This window comes from Winogradskyella sp. (genome assembly GCF_965656915.1).
In the GTDB taxonomy this organism is placed as follows: Bacteria; Bacteroidota; Bacteroidia; order Flavobacteriales; family Flavobacteriaceae; genus Winogradskyella.
Genome location: NZ_CBFHMI010000037.1, coordinates 1 through 23,856, shown reverse-complemented (window position 1 = coordinate 23,856; position 23,856 = coordinate 1). Strand labels below are relative to the sequence as shown.

Sequence of the window (23,856 nt, the reverse complement as noted above, 5' to 3'; positions counted from 1 at the left end):
AAAGAATAACTTTGGTTTACACATGAAAAAAAAGATATTAAAACCAGAGACGATGTTTTTATGTTGGTTGAAGAATTTTATAAAAAAGTTCGTCAGGATGAGATTCTTGGACCTTTTTTTAATGAGACGATAAAAGATTGGGATGCGCATTTGCAGCATTTAACTACTTTTTGGGAGTCTAGTCTATTCTTAAAAACCCGTTACTACGGAGATCCATTGGAAGCTCACATTAAAGTAGACAAGGCATTCAATCATTCTATTAATGAGTTGCATTTTGGTATTTGGCTAAATCTTTGGTCTCAAACTATCAACGAATTATATGAAGGTGACAACGCAGAAAATGCCAAGCGTCGTGCACGCAAAATGGGAACATTTATCTACCTTAAAATTTTTGAAGCCAGAAATACTTAGCATTTAAATTAGCTTCTTTATAAATTTACGTTTTATTATAATCTAATTTGAAACGTATGAAACTTCTCAAAGAATTTAAGGAATTTGCAGTTAAGGGTAATATGATGGATATGGCTGTTGGTATTATCATTGGTGGAGCCTTTAATAAGGTTATAGATTTATTGGCCAAACAAGTTATTTTACCTCCATTATCTTTGTTATCTGACGGCGTAAATTTTCAGGATAAAAAGTTGGTGTTAAGAGACGCAATCACTGATGCAACTGGTGCTATAACTACCAGTGAAGTCACTATAGCTTACGGTGCGTTAATCGAAGTTTTTTTAGACTTCATAATTATAGGCTTTACCGTTTTTATAGTTGTAAAATCTATGAATAGGTTGAGGTCTAAAGCACAAGATGCCAAAGACACAACTGTCGTAACGCCGAAGGATGTAGAGTTGTTAGCACAATTAAAAGAACTGATGGAAGAACAGAATACTATTCTTAAGACTAAGATTTCAAAATAATTGAAAATATTTTCAAAAAATTTAACGGTTTTTGATAAGTAAATCAGTTTACTTAAATCATCAAAAAAACCTATCTTTGCACGAGCTTAAAATAAGCCAATAGCTATGCAAAAGAAAATCGTAAAATTCTTATTCTCCACGAGACTTACCGCTGTTCTATTTATTGTTTTTGCTGTTGCTATGGCAACTGGGACAATTCTAGACAGAAACATGGATACCTCTCCGACGCCTTACACCAGACAACTCATTTATAATGCTTGGTGGTTTGAAACTATCATGGTCATTTTTGTTATAAATTTTGTTGGAAATATTGGTAGGTATAGACTTTGGAGAAAAGAAAAGTGGGCCACATTGATACTTCATTTAGCATGGATATTAATAATTGTTGGTGCTGGTGTAACGCGCTACATTGGCTATGAAGGCATGATGAGTATTAGGGAAGGAGCCACTGAAAGTCAATTCTTATCTCAAAAAACTTACGTCACTGCATATGTTGTTGGAGATTATAAAATTAATGATGTTTTGCAACGCTACAATTTTCAGCGTGAAGTCGACTTTTCCGAACGATTAAATAACGACTTCGACGAAACTATTGTTTATGATAACATACCAGTAAATTTTAAACTTCAGAAGTTTATTAAAGGTGCAGAGACAGATATAATTCCTGATGAATCAGGTGAAAGTTACCTGAAAATAGTAGAGGCTGGTGATGGAGGGTCACACAATCATTTCTTAAAGGACGGAGAAGTTTCTAGTCTTCATAATATTTTAATTTCATTAAATAAATATCAAGAGGGTGCTATCAATATTACCAATACAGATGATGGTATTTTTATTCAGTCTCCATTTGAAGGTGAAGTTTTTACTATGGCAACTAGTCAACGAGGAAAGCTTGTAAAGGATAGTATTCAGCCATTATTGATTAGATCGCAATACATAATAGGTGACAATTTGGTAATGGTTTTTCCTAAGGGAGTTGTAAAAGGTGTTTTTGATGTTGTAAAAAAACCACAGATTCTCAAAAGCGATGAAGACGGTATTGTTTTAGACATAACAGCAAATGGTGAAACAAAAAGTGTGAATCTGCTAGGTGGTAAAGGAAGGTATAACGGTTTTAAAGATGTGACTGTTGGTGGATTAGATATTTCTTTACAATATGGATCTAGAGTAGAGGAATTACCATTTAAAGTAAAACTGAACGATTTTATTGCCGAAAAATATCCAGGAACAGAGAAAGCATATTCATCTTATGAGAGTAAGATTACTGTATTAGATGAAAAAGAAGGCGATTTTGATTACCATATTTACATGAATCATATTTTAGATCATAGAGGCTATCGTTTCTTTCAGGCGAGTTTTGATCCAGATGAGAAGGGTACCATACTTTCAGTAAACCACGATCGTTGGGGAACATTACTCACATATGCAGGTTATATGCTTTTATACTTTGGTTTAATGGCTATTCTTTTTGCCAAACATACACGTTTTGATGATCTTAGAAAGTTACTAGAGAAAGTAAGAACAAAGAAATCTAAATTAGTTACCATAATTGCTTTACTGCTCAGTTTTTCAGGTTTTGCTCAAGAACATTCTGCAGATGACGGTCATGATCATGCTGAAGAACCATCAAAACAACAAATAGATTCAATCTTAAGCAAGAATATTGCACCAAAAGAACATGCAGATAAGTTTGCTGAATTGGTGATACAGGATTATAGCGGTAGAATGATGCCAGTGCATACTTATGCTTCTGAAATGCTCAGAAAATTAAGTAAAAAGGATACTTATGAGGATTTTAATGCCACTCAAATCTTTCTTTCTATACAAGAGAGTCCAATGTTGTGGTACAATGTGCCTATTATTTATCTAAAGCCTAGAAAAGCAGATTCAATAAGAACAATAATTGGAGTAGACTATGATGAAAAATATGTTAGTTTACTCGATTTCTTCACACCAGAAGGGAGAAATAAATTAGGACCTTATTTAGATGAAGCCTACAAAGCACAGGTTCCTAATGGATTTCAAAAAGAAGTCAAAGAAGCTTACGGTAGATTAAGCTTGTTGTCTGATGCACTTGAAGGAAGATCATTAAAGATTTTTCCTGTACCTGAAGATGAAAATAATAAATGGATATCTTCACTAGAATATAGAAATGAAGGCTATAAAGAAACTATAAAAGATTCCCTTTATGGAAATTTTATTAATAATGGTTTTAGTTTTTATTTAATGACCTTAAATAATGCCAAACAATCTGGAGATTTTAAAAATGCCAATAGTCTTTTAGAAAATTTCAAAAAAACACAACAGCAGCTGGGAAGTGAGGTTATGCTTTCCGACGATAAAATAAAGGCAGAGATCTTATATAATAAATACGACATATTTAAGCGTCTTTTTAGCTGGTATATGTATGCCGGAACCCTATTATTTATACTGTTAATTTTTCAAATTTTTAATGCAAATAATAAAGCGTTAAACATTAGTGTCAATGTATTTAAAGTTATCATTGTTGGTTTATTTATTACACATACAGTTGGTTTAATTGTAAGATGGTACTTGTCTGGTCATGCGCCTTGGAGTGATGCTTATGAGTCTATGATTTATGTAGCATGGGCAACAATGCTATTTGGGTTATTATTTGGACGAAAGAGTGATTTGACTATGGCATCTACTGCTTTTGTAGCTTCCATAATTTTAATGGTGGCGCATTGGAATTGGATGGATCCAGCGATTGCAAATTTAGAACCAGTTCTTCAAGGTTATTGGTTAATGATACATGTTGCAGTTATTGTAGCTAGTTACGGTCCTTTTGCATTAGGTTGGATATTGGGAATAGTAGCTCTCTTACTCATGGTATTTACTACAAAAAAGAATAAAGATAAGATGCTGCTGAATCTTAAGGAATTAACCATAATTAATGAGATGGCATTAACCGTTGGTTTGGTTATGCTAACAATTGGTAATTTTTTAGGTGGTATGTGGGCAAATGAAAGTTGGGGAAGATATTGGGGTTGGGACCCTAAAGAAACTTGGGCATTAATAAGTATTATGATATATGCCTTTGTAATTCATATGCGTTTAGTCCCTGGGCTGAGAGGTAGATGGCTCTATAGCTTTATGTCGGTCTTAGCATTCTGTAGTATCTTAATGACCTATTTTGGTGTAAACTTTTATTTGTCTGGATTACACGCTTATGCAAGCGGAGATCAGATAATTAGTTTTCAATTTATCGCCATTTATTTAGTTGTAATATTTGCTTTAGCCTTTTTTGCTTACCGAAAGTATAAGATTCACTACAAAAAATAATCTTTTTTTGCTTGCGCAAACTTATATTGGTCCAGTATTTTTCTTAAATTGAAATTTTAAAACGAACCTTCAAAATGGATTACTTCAAAAAATTAGGAACTGCAAACTTGTTGATGCTTTTATTGTGCGCAGTAATAATTCTTGTTGCAGAATATTTATTTTTAACTGGAGATCAAATGTATGGCATATTTATAGGGCTATGGGCACCAACACTGTTAGGTGTAATGATTTACTTAAAACTTATTGACCATGGTGGCAAATGATATAGTTTTATGGTTTTCTGTTGTAGTTATAGTGTTGGTTGTGTTATGGGCATTGTTAATGATTCGGGCTTATAATAAAATTGAAAAGAATAACTAGGAGTTATTCGCCTCCGTATATTCTGCTTGTAATTTTTAAATACCTATAATAATCAAGCGTAAGTTTTCTATCTGGACATATATTTTTTAATTCCGTTTATTCATGTTATGCGCTGATTATGTCTATTAAAAAGATTACACCATCTCAATTTTTTAAATACTTAAGAATAGCGGTTTCTGGTAGGAACAAGATTTTACATTAGGCAGTATTCGAAGAGCTGTTTTTATGCTTTCTATACCTATGATCCTGGAGATGCTAATGGAATCTATTTTTGCAATTGTTGATATATTTTATGTATCGCAAGTTAGTGTCAATGCTGTTGCAACAATTGGGCTTACAGAATCTGTTATAACATTAGTATATGCCGTTGCTATTGGTTTGAGTATGGCTGCCACAGTGATAGTCGCAAGACGAATTGGAGAAAAGGATAGAGAAGGAGCTTCACAAGCAGTTGTGCAGGTTATTTTTTTAGGAATATTTGTTGCTGCAATCATTAGTTCTGTTGGTGTTTTTTATCCTAAGAAAATTCTCCAATTTATGGGTGGAGAGCAAGAATTGATTGCAGAGGGTTATGGTTATACTCAGGTTTTACTTGGTGGAAATGTAACCATTATGTTGTTATTCTTAATCAATGCTATTTTTAGAGGAGCAGGAGATGCATCTATAGCCATGTGGGCATTGGTGTTGTCTAACGGTTTGAATATTATCTTAGATCCGATATTTATTTTTGGATTTGGACCAATACCTGCTTATGGAGTCAAAGGTGCGGCAATAGCAACTACTATTGGAAGAGGGACGGCAGTTATATTTCAAATTTTAGTGTTATTCTTTGGTTGGAGTAAAATTAAAGTAACCGTAAAAGATCTTGTTTTACGTGTTGTTGTAATGTTAAACTTAATTAGGGTTTCTTTGGGAGGCATTGGACAATTTTTAATTGGTACATCATCTTGGGTGTTCTTAATGAGAATTATGAGTGAATTTGGTAGTGAAGTCCTGGCAGGTTACACAATTTCAATACGCGTTATGATGTTTACCCTAATGCCTGCTTGGGGAATGAGTAACGCTGCGGCTACATTAGTAGAGCAAAATTTAGGAGCTCATAAACCAAGTAGGGCTGAAGACTCTGTTTGGAAAACAGGTAAATACAGTGCTATTTTTATGGGACTTGTGTCTATAGTTTACTTAATTTTTGCACCAGAAATTATAGAATGGTTTACACAAGAGCCTGAGGTGATTGACAATGGAGCCCTATGCCTTAGAATAATGGCGGCTGGTTATGTCTTTTATGGCTATGGTATGGTAATAATTAATGCTTTTAATGGATCTGGTGACACAAAAACTCCAACTTGGATTAATTTTATTTGTTTTTGGTTATTTCAATTACCATTCGCTTATTTGACGGCATTAACTTTTGATATTGGACCAATAGGTGTATTTCTAGCGATTACATTAGCAGAAATTTTAATAACATTAATTGGTGTCTACTGGTTTAAAAAAGGCAATTGGAAAACTATTAAGGTATAAAAAAACCTCTCGAAACGAGAGGTTTTAATTAAAATTATTCTTGAGTATAAGCTTATGCTTCAGCTTTAGATGTTGCTGCAACAGCTAAACCATAAATTACTAATCCAAATCCAATCTTGTTTACAGCATCACCGAAGTTATAGATAACATCCATGTTCAATCCTAAGTTTGCAACACCGTCGTACCAACCTTCTGTTCCTGCCATATAACCAAGAGGATAAATTGCCCATCCTACTAGCACAAACCAACATAAAGTTTTGTGTGCCTTTAAAACCGCTCCGCCAGCTTTTTCTGCCAATTTTTTTGCTTCTCCAAACCAAATCATGTAAACAATAGCAAAGTATGCTAATCCTGAAATTAAACCCCATAGTGCAGGACCTGATCCAGTAGTGTAAACTGCTTCGCCAAAGTAACCTGTTACAAGCATTACAACTGATAGTGCAATCAATTTCCACATTAATGTTTTTTTGGCTCCAGCTACTTTAAGTATTAAATAAAATTCAACACACATCAACGGTACTGTTAATACCCAATCCACATACCTAAAGAACGTTGGTGATTCTGCGAAAGAAGCCCAATAGTCTCTCATGTACCAATAGTGAACCGCTGCAATAAAAGTTATTAGTCCAGAAACTAAAATAGAAGTTCTCCATTTTTTATCAAATGAATTCATTGATAAAAAGAAAAAGGCCGAAGCGGCCATCATAGCCATACATCCTACAAAGAATGTGAAGCCTACGTAATCATCAGTAGCCATTTGGCTTACTTCTGCTAAAAAAATGGTTAGTAATTTCATCTTATATATTTTTTGTTTAAGCAAATTTATAAAAAATTAAACAAAAAATGTTTAAAATTTTCATAAAAAACATAAACAAAACTCAATATTTGTACTTTTGTAGTATGAAATACCCTCTATTTAACCTAATATTAACCGTTTTTCTTTTTTGGTTAACAATTCAGATTGGATCTACTTATGAAGAGTATTTATCTTACTTTTTTATATTAACCATAGGAATAGTACATGGTTCAAATGATATTTCACTTATTAAAGTATTAACAACCAAAAACAAACCAACTAATAAGTATTTAGTTTTTTATATAGTGGTTGTATTAATCACCGTAATTGCATTCGTTTTATATCCAACAATAGCTTTACTGTTTTTTGTAACTGTAAGCTGTTATCATTTTGGAGAGCAGCATTTTCATAATCAGATAATAAAACAAAGCTCTGTAAGTAACCTTCTTTTCTTTAGTTATGGTGTATTGATTTTTGGATTACTTTTTTATTTTAATTCTGAAAACACTTCATTAATTATAAGCGAACTTACAGGGTATACGCTAGCTGAGTCGCATTTCTTTTGGTTTATGGTAGCTGGTATGATTTTAACCATTTTATTTTATGTTCTAAATTTTAAGAATCTAAAAATAGAGGTTAATCACTTTCAAGAAGTATTTTTAATCTTATTGTTTGCCATACTTTTTAAATTGGCTGGGCTATTATGGGCATTTGCGATTTATTTTATAGTATGGCATTCTATACCGAGTTTAATGGATCAGATTAAAGCCTTATATGGAACGACTAATAAAGCTAATTTGATAAAATATATAAAATCATCATTTGTCTATTGGCTTATATCAGTATTAGGATTATTAATACTGTATTATGCGACAACCTATTTTCAGATACAGTTTATAACTCTATTTTTTGCATTTCTCGCCGCTATAACAATACCGCATGTTATAGTCATGTATTTTTTAAATAAGAATTAGATATTATACTAGAATTTTTATGTGCTAATTTCATATTTTTACTCTATGAAAAAATTAGGATTAAATACCATTTGTACGCACGTTGGTGAGATTAAAGATGAACAATTTAAAGGTGCAGTTTCCCCAATGTATTTAAGTTCATCTTATGAATTTTTAGATGTTGATGTAAAACGTTATCCACGTTATTTTAATACACCGAATCAAGAGTACTTAGCAAAAAAAATTGCTGCTTTAGAAAATACTGAATCTGCTTTAATATTTGGCTCAGGTATGGCAGCCATTAGCACTATGTTTTTAGCTTTTTTGGAAAAAGGTGACCATTTAGTTGTACAAAATACTTTATATGGAGGTACGGTGAATTTTATTAAAGAAGAATTTCCAAAATATGGTATAGAATACACATTTACAAATGGCTACTCTGTAGTTGATTTTGAAAAAGCCATAAAGCCTAATACAAAATTGATTCATATAGAGACTCCGTCAAACCCGTTATTGACAATAACAGATATCAAAGCTATTGCTAATTTGGGTAAGTCTAGAGGCATTATAACATCTATAGACAATACTTTCGCTTCTTCTGTAAATCAAAACCCTATAGATTTAGGTATAGATATGGTAATGCATTCTGCAACAAAATATTTTGGAGGACATAGTGATATTTGTGCAGGAGCGGTTGCAAGCACTGAAGCACATATAGAACGTATATGGAATGTTGGTAAAAACCTCGGTGGAAGTCTCAGTGATATGACCGTTTGGATGTTAGAACGAAGTATGAAAACTTTGGGGCTTCGTGTAAAAGCACAGACCAAAAATGCCATGAAAATGGCAAAATGGCTAGATAAACATCCTAAGGTTTCTAAAGTCTATTATCCTGGACTTAAATCACATCCTGAGTATAAATTGGCCAAATCTCAAATGAAGGGTTTTGGTGCTATGCTATCTTTTGAGTTAACTGATGATTTGGATTCTTACCAATTTCAGAAGCAATTAAAGCTTATAAAATCGTCTATGAGTTTAGCCGGTATTGAAAGTACTATGCTGTCACCACATTTAACATCACATTCCTTATTAACTCAGGATGAAAGAGATAGAATAGGAATCAGTGATCAATTGATAAGGTTTTCAGTAGGTATAGAGGAAATTAGAGATTTAAAGCATGATATAGAACAGGCTTTAGAAAATAAGTAACCTAATTATTAGTTGCTCTAAAATCGAATTTTAAGTTTAATTGCAGAGATAGACGGTTAAAGCTCTTAGTCTTAAACGAATGTCTAACGTAACCGAATACTATATTGATGTTTTTATTGATCTTAATGCCAAGACCAGCGAAAGCTCTATTTTGCTGAAAATCAAATTCATTTAAGTTAAAATGGATTTCATCATATGTAGATATGAAGATGGTTCTATTTAAAGAGAATTTAAGCTTAAATCTATAGCGTATTCTGTGTTTAAGTACATTTTCCGTTGGGAATTCTAGAAATCGCTGCTCTAATCTAAATCTATGGGAAAAATCAATTTTATCTAAATTGTGTAACAATATTAATTGCTCAATAATTCTATTTTCTTTGGTATGAGGTATATTATTAACATCAAAAGAGGAATCAATGTCTCCAAGGGCATAGCTAGCACCAAAAATAACGTTATTGCTAAAATGATAATTTAAACCTACAATACCTAAAAGTAGATGTTCTTTATCTGCAGGTAACTCATAATCCCAATTGGTAAATGAAGCGCTTATACTAAGTTTTTTAGTTATTTTATTAGATGATGTAATCTCGTACCAGGCACCAAATTGATTTTCTCCAGTATTTTGAGCGTACAAATGTGTTTGAAAAAACAAGGTGATTAGTAGTAGGTAAAATGCAATTTTCATATTGTAGGTATACAAATAAAAAAAAGCCCATTTCTGGGCTCTTTTCAGTCATGGAATTATTATACATGGTCGTTTAAGTGATGGTGTTCATCAATTAATGGACCTCCTTCTATAATTTGTTCGGAAGCCTCACTTGCAAATTTTTCAAAATTCAAGTGGAAAGAGTGTGCCAACTGAATAGCTTTACTTACATAAGCTCCTTTTTGTAACCAGGTATTCATTGGGTCTAATATTTCTGTTGGTACATTAGGAATATACTTTGGCATATTTAACCCAAATATTGGATGTTGCTCATAATCTACGCTATCTAAATCGCCATTAAGAATCGCAGTAATCATTGCTCTTGTATATTTTAATTTAATACGAGAACCAACACCATAAGGTCCGCCACTCCAGCCAGTGTTTAGTAACCAAACGTTAACACCTGCTTCTTGCATTTTTTTACTTAGCATTTCTGCATATTTTGTTGGGTGTAATGGCATAAAAGGTTCACCAAAACATGCTGAGAATGATGGTACGGGTTCAGTAATGCCAGCTTCTGTACCAGCAACTTTTGCTGTATAACCAGAAATAAAGTGGTAAGCTGCTTGTCCTGGTGTTAATTTTGATACTGGAGGCAATACACCAAAGGCATCACAGGTTAAGAAGAAAATATTCTTAGGATTATCTGCATAAGATGGCTGTTGGATATTATCAATATGATAAATAGGATAACTCACACGCGTATTTTGTGTAATACTACTATCCATATAATCTACTTCATTATTATCCTTAAAAACCACATTTTCTAAAATAGCACCTGGCTTAATAGCTCTAAAGATGTCTGGTTCCTTTTCTTCAGCTAGGTCAATAACTTTTGCATAACAGCCACCTTCAAAATTGAAAATTCTGTTTTCTGCTGTCCAACCATGTTCGTCATCACCAATTAGTTTACGATCCGGATCAGCGGACAATGTTGTTTTACCAGTACCAGATAGCCCAAAGAAAATAGCTGTATCTCCCTCTTCGCCTACGTTAGCAGAACAGTGCATTGGTAATACATTTTTATCAACTGGTAAAATCATATTTAAAGCAGAGAAAATTCCCTTTTTCATTTCACCTGTATAAGCAGATCCACCAACGAGTGCAATTTTTTTAGTAAAGTTTAAAATTGAAAAGTTACCTTGTCTAATACCATATTTAGCTGGTTCTGGACACTCGTAACCTGGTGCACATAAGACCAACCATTCTTCTTCAAAATTTTCTAATTCAGAAGCTTCAGGTCTTAAGAACATGTTGTAAATAAACATATTTGACCAAGGATATTCTGTTATAGTTCTAACATTCATTTTGTATTTAGGATCAGCACAAACGTAGCCATCTCTAACATAAATTTCTTTTCCACTTAAATAGTTTTCTATTTCTCCTTGTAAATAGTCAAAGTTATCTGGTGAAATCCCTTTATTGGTTTTCCCCCACCAAACTCGGTCCTTAGTATAATCATCCTTAACTAAGAAACGGTCTTGAGGAGAACGCCCGGTAAATTTACCAGTATTAATGGCTAATGTACCATTAGCAGTTTCACTACCCATTCCTTTTTCAACGGTCATGGCTTGTAATTTTTCTGGAGATAAATTCCAGTGCGCTTGGGCATCTTTAATGCCGTAATTTGTAAGATCTCTTGTTTTCATAATCGGTTCTTTTAATAATGTTTCCATGAGTTTAAAGTTTAAAATGGCCAAATAATTGGCACTAATATTAATGTTGTTATTAAGAAAAGTAGAAGCAAGGGAGCACCTACCTTTAAGTAATCAGTGAATTTATAACCACCGCCAGCCATTACCATAGCATTAGTGGTTGTCCCTACAGGTGTAAGGAACGCTGTAGAAGCGCTAATCGCAACTGCAATCATAAAGGGTGCTGCTGAAAGATTTAATGTATTGGCTGCAATTATTACAATTGGCGCCATTAAAACTGCTGTAGCCGAATTATTTATAACCTGACTAAAACCAGTAGTCAATAAAAATACACCAGCTAATAATGCTATAGGATGCACACTACCTAAAGATTCAACTAGGCCATTTGCAATTAGCTTTGCCGTACCAGTTTTTTGTAATGCTAAACCCATTGGTATCATTGCTGCAATCATTATTACACTTATCCAGCTAATTCCTTTATATGCCTTGCTTATAGGTATACAGCCTGAAATTAAAACAATACCAGCAGAAATTAAGGCCGCAATCGCACCTGGTACTAATTTAAATACTAATAATACAATCATTAGAATTAGAGCAAAGATGGCGATATAAGATTTATAGGTAATGTTGGTTACGGTCTTAGCCATCCCTTCGGGACTACCGCAAATCACTAAGTTTTCGTGATGTTGTTTTAATTGTTCTATATCACTCCAGATACCTCTTATTAAAAATGCATCTCCGGCTTTTACTGTAATTTCTCTTTCTGTAAATGGAATATTATTTCTAGAGGCAGCCATTAGTTGTACACCAAATCTTTTAAAGAAATTACCTAGTCGTATTTTACGACCTACAAGAACAGACTTTGGCGTAACCAAGACTTCTGCCATACCAACCTCTTGATTAATAAGATTGTTTTTTAATTCATCTTTAATTGGTTCTAATGGTAAAAGGCCTAATCTAAATTTTATCATTATAGCATTAATTGCCTCAGTATCTCCTTTTACTGTAATTATATCATGATACAAGAATTCAGTACTGTTTGTAGGAAACTCAATGAAAGGATTGTTTCCTTTTAGTACATTTGGATGTCTTCGTTTTATTCTTATTATAGACACCTTATGCGTGTTTTCAAAATCCCATTCTCCTAGTTTAGTATTAAGTAATGGCGATACTGATCTTATTCTCAGTCTGTAGTAGTCATCATCTACTTTATAAGCTTCAATCCATTTGTGTAAAGTAGTACTGATATCAACAGGTTTATTGTTGGTTTTATTATTTGGAAGTAATTTATAGCCAACATATCTAAAATAGAGTAGTGCGATTAATAACAGTGGTAGACCAATTAAAGCAAACTCAAAAAATGAAAATCCTTCTAGTCCACTCTCTAACATTGTATTATTTACAATAATATTTGGTGGTGTACCTGTAAGTGTTAGTAAGCCACCAGTATTAGACCCAAAAGCAACAGGCATTAGTAATTTTGATGGTAAAGTACCAATACTCCATGCAGATGAAATGGTTACAGGCATAAGCGTTGCAACGGTACCTGTATTGCTTACTACACCAGATAGTAAACCAGATCCCACGGTGGTAATTAATAGAAGCTTAGTTGTACTTTTTCCTGCTATTTTTATGAATTTTTGGCCTGCTAAAGCAGTCCAACCAGTTTGAGACAGCCCTTCTCCTATAATAAATAGGGCAGCAATCATAATCACAGTAGAGTTACTAAACCCGCTTAAAGTTTCACTTAGTGATAGAATACCAAAAAGAAATAAGCTGAGCATAGAAATTAGAGCTATAATGTCTGGCGTAAATTTTCCCCATATAAATAAGGCGATGGTGATTATTAAAATGGCTAGCATTAAGCTCATAATGACTACTGTCTGTAATTATACTGTAAAGTTACTGGCAATAAGAGCCAAAAATTATGACGAATGTCATGCTTTTGTTGATTTTCGAATTTTTCAATTTTAGTGAGTATTTTTAAAATATAATGCATGTTTTATCAATCGAAACCGTTTGCGTAATAAAAAGATAGCTGACTTCTATCTTCTTTTTAATATTTTTGACATTCAAGAAAACGAAAAAACGTATGAAATTAGACATATTAGCCATTGGAGCACATCCAGATGATGTAGAATTAGGTTGCGGAGCTACAATAGCTAAAGAGGTTGTAAACGGAAAAAAAGTTGGTATTATAGATCTTACCAGAGGTGAATTAGGGACACGAGGCAATGCAGAAATTCGAGATGAAGAAGCCTTTAATTCTGGTAAAATATTAGGTGTAAAAACTAGAGTAAATATGAGATTTGCCGATGGTTTTTTTATTAATGATAAAGACCATCAATTGGAGCTGATAAAAATGATTCGATATTATAAACCAGAAATAGTGTTATGTAATGCTATTGAAGATAGGCACATTGATCATGGAAAGGGTAGTGCTTTAGTAAGTGATTCTTGTTTTTTAAGTGGGCTTAGAAAAATTGAAACAGTTTATAAAGATGACAAGTCTATACAAGATGCATGGCGTCCTAAAGCCGTTTACCACTATAGTCAGTGGAAAGATATAGAACCTGATGTAGTTGTTGATGTTACAGGGTTTATGGATAAGAAAATGGAATCTGTTATGGCGTACAGAACACAGTTTTTTGATCCTAAAAGTGATGAGCCAGAAACACCTATTTCCAGTAAGAATTTTACCGATAGTATAAAGTATCGCGCACTCAATTTAGGTCGTTTAATTGGTGTTGAATTTGCTGAAGGATTTACGGTTGAAAGATATCCTGCTGTTAATAGTCTTTTTGATTTAAAATAAGCTAAAAAACACTTTGTAGAAAAATGTAAATATTTTACATTTGCAGTCCTAATTAAAATGGTGGTTGTAGCTCAGTTGGTTAGAGCGCTGGTTTGTGGTACCAGATGTCGTGGGTTCGAGTCCCATCTTCCACCCAAAAATAAAGCCTTTCAAATTTGAAAGGCTTTTTTTGTGAAGTTCACTAAACCTTATTCTGTGGCTTTATCAACTACTATTCTTTCATCTCTATTAGCTACTTCCCAAGCGGTATGGAAAACTAAACGAGCTCTGTTCTCTAACAGGTCATACTCGATCTTATCAGGTGTATCTGATGGTCTGTGATAATCATCGTGAGTCCCATTAAAATAGAATATTACTGGAATATTGTTCTTAGCAAAATTATAATGATCTGATCTGTAGTAAAAACGATTCGGATCGTTTTTGTCATTGTAGGTATAATCAAGTTCTACGTTAGTATATTTTGAATTTACTTCTTCTGAAATATTATGTAGATCTGTACTCAACTTATCACTACCTATAAGATAAACGTAATTTCTTTCTCCTTCTGTTCTTTTAGGATCAATTCTGCCGATCATATCAATATTTAGATTTGCAACTGTATTTTCTAGTGGAAATACAGGGTCATTGTCAGTGTAGTGTCTAGAACCAAGTAACCCTTTTTCTTCGCCAGTTACATGTAAAAATAGAATACTTCGCTTCGGGCCATGACCAGCTTTTTCTGCCATTTTAAATGCTTCCGCAATTTCTATAATAGCAATAGTACCAGAACCATCATCATCTGCACCATTATAAACTTCACCATCTTTAATACCTTCATGATCTAGATGTGCAGATATGACTATAATTTCATCTGGTTTTTCAGAGCCTTCGATGTATGCTAGTACATTTTCTGATAAAACGTTTTCTGACTTATTTTCAATAGCTAAGCTTAGTTCTGTGTTTATAGTTTTAGCTGAATTATCTTCAGTTATTTCACTATGCAACGCTTTTCCTAAGTTCTCACTTACCATAAGCATCATCATCTCTTTTTCATTACTTTTTAATGAAAGTCGACCAGACCCACCTGATGACGCTTGCCTTTGAAAATAAGGTGCATACATGGCAAATAAACTATCATCCATATATAACAATCCTGCAGCTCCATTATCGTTAGCCGCGTCTCTCTTACTGGATAATGATTGGCGACCATTGGTCCATTTAGTATCTTCAAAAGTACCTGAAGTCACATAATTACCATCTGCATCTTTAGGTTCTCCAGCTTTTGCTAAAATAATCTTTCCTTTAACGTCAATACCTTCATAATCTGAATATTTATCATCATCAATTCCATAACCAACATAAACCATCTCATTAATTGACATTTCACTACTTCCAGAAGCTCTTAAAACTACATGATCTTTAAAACTTTCAAAGTTTTTACAATTTACAGAAATTTCTGCTTCAGAAATACTTTGTTTTTCTAGTGGTACCTCTTGAAAATAGTCATCTCCACCAAATGGGCTAGAAATACCCATCTCCACATATAATGCCTTCAAATATTCTACTGCTATTTTTTGTCCTTTTTTACCGGTTTCACGTCCTTCAAACTCATCAGAAGCATATTTATACAGCATTGTCTCTAATTCTTCAGAAGTAATTGTAGCTGCATATTGTTGTGAATTTACTGTCTCAACTTCTGGAGCTTTTACAGCGGGTAAAGTACTTTTTGATGATGAGCCACAGCCCATTATTAAAGATGTAGCGCAAAAAATATAAAGTAGTTTTTTCATGAATTAATAAATTTATAGTAAGAATTCGCTCACCATTAGTTAATTAGCGCTTCAAATTACGAAATAATAAAGGCCTTGAGTTTGCTCTAAATTTCTTTTAACAAACTTTAACATCAGATTATTTTTACACTTAGTCGTTTTTGCGAGTTTGCTAAATACCAGGCTGTGGAGAAAATTAGTTTTGTTCGTTGAGCAAGTAAAGAATAATTAATTTTTTCTGCAGTATCTGTAGGTTGTGTGTAATCTTCATGTTCACCGTTAAAAAAGAAAATCACAGGCACACCTTTAAGAGCAAAGTTATAATGATCAGAACGATAATAGTAACGATTAACATCTCCTGAGTCATTAAACGTATAATCTAATTCTAAATTGGTAAATGTTTTATTTGCTTTTTCTGTGATGTAATGCAGTTCTGTACTCATTCGATCAGCTCCAATAACATAAATGTATTTGTCATCTTCTTCATGTCTTGTATCTACACGACCAATCATATCTATATTTAAGGTAGCAATAGTATTTTCTAAAGGAAAAACAGGATTGTTAGTATAGTATTTAGATCCGTAAAGACCAACTTCTTCAGCTGTGACGTGTAAAAACACAATGCTTCTTTTTGGACCATTTCCTTCTCGTTTAGCTTTACTAAAAGCCTCAGCCATCTCTAAAACTGCAGCAGTACCTGATCCATTATCATCTGCACCATTATATATTTCACCATTTATAATACCTTCATGATCCGAGTGTGCAGCAATATATATATATTCATTTGGGAATTCTCTTCCTTCTATATAGGCAATTATATTTTGAGAATCATTTAAGTTATCTGGTAATACTTCTTTTGGAACTTTTTGGTAGTAATTAGGATGAGACTTTGGGGCAAAAATATTTTGACTTTGATAATAAGTTCTTATATAATCGCATACTTTATTATGTCCATCTTCACCAGTTTTTCTGCCATTGTATTTGTCTGAAGCAACTTCTTCGACATGTATTTTTAAATCTGAAGTATTAATAGTACTTAAATATTCTGAGACAATGGCTTCATTTTCGTATTTAATACTTTCTTTAAGATTTACAATTTTTTCGCTATGCCTAAGTGTGGCACAAGAACCGACCAAAAGAAGTGCAGATGCAATTATTACCTTCATTTAAAACTTCAAATTTTTGCTAAAATAAGTTAAATGAATGATATGCTTTCTTCAACTTTAAATGAATTTTCAAGAAAATTATTCATTCATGTCTATACCTTCGAGTAATTCTTTTGAGTCTTCTAAGTTTTCTTCTACTCTTTGATCTAATTGTTCCGTATCTCCAACCTCTGTGGTATTAAACACATCTTTATAGATTGTAAGAACTAGAGCAATGATTAATAAAAGAAAAATATATTGAATTGACTTAGATTTTTTTTGTTGCTTTTTAGAAATAAAAACAATCACCAATCCGCTTATAAATGCAATAGCAATTGGGAATATCGCTAAATTTGAAAGTGGAGTAACAGCTAATACTACTGCTAAAATAGCAGAAATAAAACCTAGAATGATAAATAGTTTTTTCATAATGCTAACTTTTAAGTCCTGTTGCAGATACAATTTTTAATTCACCATTACCAACCGGAATTTTAAATTTTGCAAATACAAGTATCTTATTTTCGTCTGCAGTAAGCCAAATTAAGTTGGCATTCGTACCCTTTAAAATATCGCTGCCTTTAATTGCAATTGCTAGTTTATAACATTCTTTCTTACCTATATTGGTTGAAATAGTTTCTTTACTGATGTACTTTACCGTAATTACTGTTTCTTTATTATCGAATAAAACAGTGAAATCTTGAGAGTCGCCAGGTTTTGCTTTATAAATATCTAGATTACGAATGTTATAGAGCGTACTTACTAAGTCTTTAGTATTGGCACCTATTTTTACAGTGTTATTTTCGTCCCACTTGACACCATCTTTACGTCTTTTTCGTTTGAGGCTTTTTACAAGTTTGGTTTTATGGTTGTATTTATATTGCATAAACTTATAATAACCTCCTTCACTGATATCGCGTTTGTAGAGATAAGGAACTAAAGTATTTGGATTAACATAGCTTTCATATAAATCTCTGATTTTAAAAAAGTTATCCCATTTTTTATAAGTAGCTGCTGTACATTTTAATCTAAGTAAGGTATTTTTAGATGTTTTAACCTCGCTAGTTTCCATTTTTACTTGGGCAATATCTGTTAGAATACCAGACATATTATACGATGCTGTATACACAAGTTTCTCACCAGCTGGAATGGTATTGTTTTGACCAAAACTTAAGCAACAAATTAATAATGCGAATGATAAAAAGTAATGTTTCATAAAAATTGACTTTAGATAATAACGTTATTCATAACATTTATTGTGCCGAAAATACAATGCATTCTTAAATGTTACTAATTTTATAATTAATAAAAAAACTATAAATCCTTTTGGCTACAACAAAAAGGATTCTATATTTGCATCCGCTATTGGAGAAATGGCAGAGCGGTCGAATGCACTGGTCTTGAAAACCAGCGAGGGTCACACCTCCGGGGGTTCGAATCCCTCTTTCTCCGCCAAGATTTATTCAAAATCGACGAAAGTCCTGTAAACTCAATGTTTATGGGACTTTTTATTTTACCCAAAACATCAAAATATGTATTAAAAACCATTCTGTTGGTGACCTATTAGGTGACCTTTTTATAACCTTAATTAGGTCACCTAATTGTTTATAACTGTTTATAAATCAGCGATATAAATCAATTAAAAGACCTCGATATTTCGTAAATTAATGTATAATTAAAGGTCACCAGAATGAACAAAACATTTGGATTATTATTCTACTTAAAAAAGAGTAAAGTAGATGCACAGGGCAATTGCCCTATTTATCTACGTATTACCATAGATGGTAAGCGTACAGAGATTAGTACAAAACGTACCATTGAGATTGAGAAATGGAGCGTTGAAGCTAATAAAGCTATTGGAAGAACAGAAGATATACGAGAGCTAAATGCCTATTTAGATTCACTTACTACAAAAGTATATCAAAGCCAAAGAGACTTAATTCAAGATAACAAAGAGGTTACAACCGAAACCCTTAAAAACAAGTTTTTAGGCGTTGAAGAAAAACAAAGAACACTCATAACCATCTTTAATAATCACAACAAGCAAGTTGAAAAATTGGTAGGTAGAGAGTTTTCAGCAGGAACTTTAGAACGCTATAAAACGGTGTGTAAGCATCTACAAGAGTTTATGCAACATCAATACAATGTAAGTGATATACCTGTAAACAGAATTGACCACAAGTATATCACAGATTTTGAGTTCTATTTAAAAACCGTTAGAAACTGCGGACATAACAGTACAATCAAGTATATCAAGAACTTTAAAAAGATTGTACGCATTGCAATAGCGAATGATTGGATTAAAAAAGACCCATTTCTTAATTATAAAGTCCGCTTAAAAGAAGTGGAACGTCAATTCCTTTCAGAAGAAGAAATACAAACAATGCTCGAAAAAGAATTGCACACCAATCGTTTAGAGCAAGTAAGAGACATTTTTATATTCTGTTGCTTTACTGGTTTAGCGTATAGCGACGTTAAGAAGCTGTCAAAAGATAATTTGGTATTTGGTATTGATGGCGATAAGTGGATAAAGACAAAGCGTACTAAAACCGATACACGCAGTAATATTCCACTACTTCCTACAGCTTTAGAGATTATAAAGAAATACGAGAACCATCCAGAAGCAGCAACAAAGGGTGTATTACTTCCTGTATTGAGCAATCAAAAGTCTAATGCGTATTTAAAAGAGATAGCAGACTTGTGTGGTATTAATAAAAACTTAACCACACATTTAGCTCGTCATACCTTTGCAACTACGGTAACATTGTCTAATGGTGTGCCAATGGAATCCGTAAGCAAAATGTTAGGTCATAAATCATTAAAAACGACTCAACATTATGCTAAAATATTGGATAGAAAAGTGAGTGATGATATGGCAATTTTAAAACAAAAATTTGCAGACAAAAGTAATATTGACGCTTCCAAGAGAATAGCCAATTAACACTTACACACAATAACGTTAAACAAATTTCTTAAAACCGCTCAAAACCCTTGTTAATTCAAGGGTTTACGCTTTTAATAGAGTGTCTTTTTTGTTTATAACTGTTAATAAGTTTGTTTTATGTAAAGGTCAAAATATCGTAAATTAACACAATATAAATCAGGTGTTTACACCTTTTAATACGTTTTAATATAGAATGACATTTGAAGTAATTACAAAGGATGATTTAAAGACTCTAAAACAGGAAATCATTACAGAACTGAAGACAATTTTAGGAAGCCAAAACGAGCAAAAAAAGTGGTTAAAATCAGCAGACGTACGTGAGCTATTAAATATTTCAGCAGGTACGTTGCAGAATTTACGAATCAATGGTACACTACCCTTTACCAAAATGGGTAAAACAATGTACTATGAGTATGACGATGTAGTTAGAATTTTAACCCAAAACAAAAGCGCATAATAATTGCCCAAATATTGTCTTGAACAAACAAAGGTGTTTTTAATGGTTAGACCTTAACTCAAACGACATACGAACTTACAGCATGAGGCGAGATGCAACTGCTGGTTTGTAGTACAGTACTCGAAGTTAGTGAAAGTGGGCAATGATTGCCGATGCTAATACACCTCAATTTTCGCAGAAGCAAAATTACGAGAGAGCATCCGCCACAAGAACCGTCAACCCACGCCAAAAAATGCATGTATTTACTCATTATGAGTTTTGTCGATAGCTAACACCGATGCATAGCGGAAAAACGAGTGCTAAAACGAGCGGTTTTTGCGACCCTCTTGCTTATTTGTGTTATATTTTTAGTAGAAAAAGTGATATTTATCTACTATAATAAATATATGCATAGGTATAAGGGTTCTTATGGGCATAAGTGGGCATAAGTCATCTGTACTAATATTCAGATGTATCAATTAGCTAGTGGACGTTGGTATATAATATATGCAAATTGCGGTAGCGTATTTAGAAATCATAATGTGAATAAACAGTAATAATAAATTTAATTCAGTAGGTCAGATGCAAAAATTAAAAAAGAAGGATAAGCATCCTTTAGCCATTAATATATTAAAACTAAACCGATACAATTATGACTTCTTCAATTGTGAAGAGGTTGTTTTTTTTGAGTATATAGTAGTTAAAGGAATGGCTTTTAAAAAACAAAAAGAGTTCTTTCATAGTTCAGAAACTATCAGACAAGAAACAGGAATTAAAAAACACTCTTTAAATTCTATAATTAGAAGATTCAAAGACCTTGGTATTATATCAACAGAAATTAAAGGGATGCCAAGAGTAAAGTTTTTTACTGTTCACTACCCTAAAATAGTTGATTTAATACCTAAAATATATCAGTTGTCTAATAACGGTCAACTATCTTCTGATTTTAGTAAGCATTTGTCTGATTTCTTTATCCCTTTAGTTGACAACTACCTACAAAAGAATAATATAAAGAATAATAAAGAAGAAGTAAATAAAAAAGAAAAATATAACAGCGAATCTGAAGGGGAAGATGTTCTCTCTTTTTTTAATGATTATTTAGCTTCTCTTAAATATCAAAAAAATATTTCACCAACGGCGCTGAAATTTAATGATATTGATTTATTCCGTGCTTTAAAAAATTATGAAATAGAATTTCTTTGTGAATATCTTGAAAAGTATTTTGAAGAAGAACACAGACCGTCTTTAAACAAATTCTTTGCATTCGATTCAATAGCAGTTAATAAACTAAAATACATTGAACAAAAAATTGTTGATGAGAATGATTATGTTGAACAAATGGTTGATGAATTACAAAGGATTTACAACAAAAGAATTGAAATGTATAATAAAGATGATGATTATTCAAGAGCAAAAAGTAAAACTAAATTGGTAGTCACAAAAAGAATAAAACAGCAATTAAAAACAGCATTAAAGTATAGAAATGAATTACAAATCACGCATTCATTTACAGCTTATGCAGATGACTTATTAAAAGGCAATTTATCAATAAGTAAAATCCTTCCTTATTTTTTATCGTCAAAAGATGGTGAATACGAAATTATCGATACATATTTAGAACACTTTAACCTTCAATATGGTTACAGTAAAAACTAACCCAGTAAAACCTAAACAAACCATTGGGTTATTTGGGTTTATTAATTCGTTTTAGTCTTATTATAAAAATATAACGTAATACGATGTGTTAATACAAAGTAAATACTATATTTAACATTCAAAATAATTCCCTATGAACCGGATTAAAGAAGTCCTCGAAGAACGAGGAGTTAAGCAAGTATGGCTTGCAGAGCAATTAGGTAAGAGTTTCAATACAGTTAATGGCTACGTGCAAAATCGTAAGCAACCAAGTTTGGAAGTACTTTATCAAATAGCGGAAATATTAAATATAAAGGTAAGTGACCTTTTAATTGAAAATTAACAACAGCATATAAAAATGACAAGCACAAGCCAAAGAGCCGAATTACAAGCTCAAATATGGAAAATAGCTAACGAAGTACGTGGCTCTGTAGATGGGTGGGACTTTAAACACTTTGTATTAGGTACACTTTTCTACCGTTTTATCAGCGAGAATTTTACCAATTATATTGAAGCTGGTGATGAGAGCGTAAATTATGCTAACCTACAAGATGATGTAATTACACCTGAAATAAAAGATGATGCCATAAAAACTAAAGGATATTTTATTTATCCAAGTCAATTGTTTGTTAACATTGCTAAAAATGCTAACGATAACGAAAACCTAAATACAGATTTAGCCGCTATATTTACAGCTATAGAAAGTTCTGCAAATGGCTATCCATCAGAGCAAGATATAAAAGGTTTATTTGCAGATTTTGATACCACAAGTAACCGACTTGGTAATACTGTTGAAAATAAAAATAGTCGACTTGCATCAGTTTTAAAAGGTGTAGAAGGCTTAAAATTTGGTAATTTCGAGGACAACCAAATCGATTTATTTGGTGATGCTTATGAGTTTCTTATATCTAATTATGCAGCAAATGCAGGTAAGTCTGGAGGCGAATTTTTCACACCTCAAAGTGTTTCCAAGCTTATTGCTCAATTAGCAATGCACAAACAGGAAAAAGTAAATAAAATTTATGACCCTGCTGCAGGTTCAGGTTCTTTACTCTTACAAGCAAAAAAACACTTTGACAGTCATATTATCGAGGAAGGGTTCTATGGGCAAGAAATAAACCATACCACCTATAACTTAGCACGTATGAATATGTTTTTACATAACATCAACTACGATAAGTTTCATATAGTGTTTGGTAATACGCTTATTAACCCTCAGTTAGGCGACGACAAACCATTTGATGCTATTGTATCTAATCCGCCTTATTCTGTAAAATGGAAAGGTAGTGATGACCCTACTTTGATTAATGACGACCGTTTTGCACCTGCAGGTGTTTTAGCGCCAAAATCTAAAGCAGATTTTGCATTTGTATTACATTCGTTAAGCTATTTATCTAGCAAAGGAAGAGCTGCTTTGGTTTGTTTTCCTGGAATTTTTTACAGAGGTGGGGCAGAACAAAAAATAAGAAAGTATCTGGTAGATAATAATTACGTTGAGACTATTATTTCCTTAGCACCAAACCTCTTCTTTGGAACTTCTATATCTGTAGATATTTTGGTGCTTTCAAAAAACAAAACTGTTAATACAACTCAATTTATAAATGTAAATGGTGAAGATTTCTTTAAAAAAGAGGGGAATATTAATATTCTTAAAGATGAACATATTGTCCAAATAATGGAAATGTTTGATAGTAAAAAAGATATTAAATATAT

At 32.6% G+C, this 23,856-nt stretch carries 21 protein-coding genes and 2 tRNA genes; 15 read left to right on the top strand and 8 right to left on the bottom strand.

Going from position 1 to position 23,856, the window contains the following annotated elements:
- Positions 1–60 precede the first annotated feature (60 nt).
- From ACTG3Y_RS09705 to ACTG3Y_RS09685, 5 genes are all read left to right on the top strand, one after another.
- The gene (locus ACTG3Y_RS09705) at positions 61–411 is read left to right on the top strand and encodes a group III truncated hemoglobin (RefSeq protein WP_439152724.1); all 351 of its coding nucleotides are present in this window, start codon (positions 61–63) and stop codon (positions 409–411) included.
- Positions 412–467: 56 nt separating this feature from the next.
- A complete protein-coding gene (mscL, locus tag ACTG3Y_RS09700; protein WP_439152723.1) occupies positions 468–917 on the top strand; it encodes a large conductance mechanosensitive channel protein MscL in 450 nt (149 codons plus the stop codon).
- A gap of 105 nt (positions 918–1,022) precedes the next feature.
- Complete coding sequence (gene ccsA / locus ACTG3Y_RS09695; protein ID WP_439152722.1) at positions 1,023–4,220, top strand: cytochrome c biogenesis protein CcsA; 3,198 nt, start codon at positions 1,023–1,025, stop codon at positions 4,218–4,220.
- Positions 4,221–4,294: 74 nt separating this feature from the next.
- Positions 4,295–4,483: a hypothetical protein gene (locus ACTG3Y_RS09690; RefSeq protein ID WP_439152721.1), complete on the top strand. Its 189-nt coding sequence runs from the start codon at positions 4,295–4,297 to the stop codon at positions 4,481–4,483.
- 322 nt (positions 4,484–4,805) lie between these two features.
- Positions 4,806–6,104 (top strand): MATE family efflux transporter, encoded by a 1,299-nt coding sequence (locus ACTG3Y_RS09685; RefSeq protein WP_439152720.1) that lies wholly within the window; start codon positions 4,806–4,808, stop codon positions 6,102–6,104.
- Between the two features lie 52 nt (positions 6,105–6,156).
- On the opposite strand, the gene ACTG3Y_RS09680 is transcribed toward ACTG3Y_RS09685, so the two are convergent.
- Positions 6,157–6,900: a bacteriorhodopsin-like gene (locus ACTG3Y_RS09680; RefSeq protein WP_439152719.1), complete on the bottom strand. Its 744-nt coding sequence runs from the start codon at positions 6,898–6,900 to the stop codon at positions 6,157–6,159.
- Positions 6,901–7,004: 104 nt separating this feature from the next.
- Between ACTG3Y_RS09680 and ACTG3Y_RS09675 the strand changes: the two genes are divergently transcribed.
- Both ACTG3Y_RS09675 and ACTG3Y_RS09670 read left to right on the top strand, forming a co-directional pair.
- The gene (locus tag ACTG3Y_RS09675) at positions 7,005–7,874 is read left to right on the top strand and encodes a Brp/Blh family beta-carotene 15,15'-dioxygenase (RefSeq protein ID WP_439152718.1); all 870 of its coding nucleotides are present in this window, start codon (positions 7,005–7,007) and stop codon (positions 7,872–7,874) included.
- A gap of 45 nt (positions 7,875–7,919) precedes the next feature.
- Positions 7,920–9,062: a trans-sulfuration enzyme family protein gene (locus tag ACTG3Y_RS09670; protein ID WP_439152717.1), complete on the top strand. Its 1,143-nt coding sequence runs from the start codon at positions 7,920–7,922 to the stop codon at positions 9,060–9,062.
- Between the two features lies 1 nt (position 9,063).
- On the opposite strand, the gene ACTG3Y_RS09665 is transcribed toward ACTG3Y_RS09670, so the two are convergent.
- The 3 genes from ACTG3Y_RS09665 to ACTG3Y_RS09655 are packed head-to-tail and all read right to left on the bottom strand — an operon-like array spanning position 9,064 to position 13,294.
- Positions 9,064–9,747, bottom strand: a complete 684-nt coding sequence (locus ACTG3Y_RS09665; RefSeq protein ID WP_439152716.1) for a DUF2490 domain-containing protein — start codon at positions 9,745–9,747, stop codon at positions 9,064–9,066.
- A gap of 59 nt (positions 9,748–9,806) precedes the next feature.
- Positions 9,807–11,444, bottom strand: a complete 1,638-nt coding sequence (gene pckA / locus ACTG3Y_RS09660; protein ID WP_439152715.1) for a phosphoenolpyruvate carboxykinase (ATP) — start codon at positions 11,442–11,444, stop codon at positions 9,807–9,809.
- Between the two features lie 11 nt (positions 11,445–11,455).
- Positions 11,456–13,294, bottom strand: a complete 1,839-nt coding sequence (locus tag ACTG3Y_RS09655) for an SLC13 family permease (protein ID WP_439152714.1) — start codon at positions 13,292–13,294, stop codon at positions 11,456–11,458.
- A gap of 221 nt (positions 13,295–13,515) precedes the next feature.
- On the opposite strand from ACTG3Y_RS09655, the gene bshB1 reads away from it, so the two are divergent.
- Entirely contained in the window at positions 13,516–14,238 is a 723-nt protein-coding gene (gene bshB1 / locus ACTG3Y_RS09650) for a bacillithiol biosynthesis deacetylase BshB1 (RefSeq protein WP_439152713.1), read from the top strand.
- 59 nt (positions 14,239–14,297) lie between these two features.
- A tRNA-His gene (locus ACTG3Y_RS09645) sits at positions 14,298–14,373 on the top strand.
- 53 nt (positions 14,374–14,426) lie between these two features.
- On the opposite strand, the gene ACTG3Y_RS09640 is transcribed toward ACTG3Y_RS09645, so the two are convergent.
- The 4 genes from ACTG3Y_RS09640 to ACTG3Y_RS09625 all read right to left on the bottom strand — a co-directional run bounded on the left by ACTG3Y_RS09640 (position 14,427) and on the right by ACTG3Y_RS09625 (position 18,344).
- Positions 14,427–16,007, bottom strand: coding sequence for a M28 family metallopeptidase (locus ACTG3Y_RS09640; protein ID WP_439152712.1), 1,581 nt, complete (start codon positions 16,005–16,007; stop codon positions 14,427–14,429).
- A gap of 113 nt (positions 16,008–16,120) precedes the next feature.
- Complete coding sequence (locus ACTG3Y_RS09635) at positions 16,121–17,152, bottom strand: M28 family metallopeptidase (protein WP_439152711.1); 1,032 nt, start codon at positions 17,150–17,152, stop codon at positions 16,121–16,123.
- 78 nt (positions 17,153–17,230) lie between these two features.
- Complete coding sequence (locus ACTG3Y_RS09630; protein WP_439152710.1) at positions 17,231–17,560, bottom strand: FUSC family protein; 330 nt, start codon at positions 17,558–17,560, stop codon at positions 17,231–17,233.
- A gap of 4 nt (positions 17,561–17,564) precedes the next feature.
- Positions 17,565–18,344 carry a DUF3108 domain-containing protein gene (locus ACTG3Y_RS09625; RefSeq protein WP_439152709.1) on the bottom strand — a complete coding sequence of 260 codons (780 nt, stop codon included), beginning with the start codon at positions 18,342–18,344 and terminating at the stop codon, positions 17,565–17,567.
- 151 nt (positions 18,345–18,495) lie between these two features.
- On the opposite strand from ACTG3Y_RS09625, the gene ACTG3Y_RS09620 reads away from it, so the two are divergent.
- The 6 genes from ACTG3Y_RS09620 to ACTG3Y_RS09595 all read left to right on the top strand — a co-directional run.
- Positions 18,496–18,583, top strand: a tRNA-Ser gene (locus ACTG3Y_RS09620).
- Positions 18,584–18,818: 235 nt separating this feature from the next.
- Complete coding sequence (locus ACTG3Y_RS09615; RefSeq protein WP_439152708.1) at positions 18,819–20,069, top strand: site-specific integrase; 1,251 nt, start codon at positions 18,819–18,821, stop codon at positions 20,067–20,069.
- A gap of 196 nt (positions 20,070–20,265) precedes the next feature.
- Complete coding sequence (locus ACTG3Y_RS09610; protein WP_439152707.1) at positions 20,266–20,529, top strand: helix-turn-helix domain-containing protein; 264 nt, start codon at positions 20,266–20,268, stop codon at positions 20,527–20,529.
- 561 nt (positions 20,530–21,090) lie between these two features.
- On the top strand, positions 21,091–22,164 hold the full coding sequence (locus tag ACTG3Y_RS09605; protein WP_439152706.1) for a hypothetical protein: 1,074 nt from the start codon (positions 21,091–21,093) through the stop codon (positions 22,162–22,164).
- Positions 22,165–22,297: 133 nt separating this feature from the next.
- A complete protein-coding gene (locus ACTG3Y_RS09600; RefSeq protein WP_208153753.1) occupies positions 22,298–22,486 on the top strand; it encodes a helix-turn-helix domain-containing protein in 189 nt (62 codons plus the stop codon).
- Positions 22,487–22,501: 15 nt separating this feature from the next.
- Positions 22,502–23,856, top strand: a 1,355-nt coding sequence (locus ACTG3Y_RS09595; RefSeq protein ID WP_439152705.1) for a type I restriction-modification system subunit M, incomplete at its 3' end; no start/stop codon positions are given.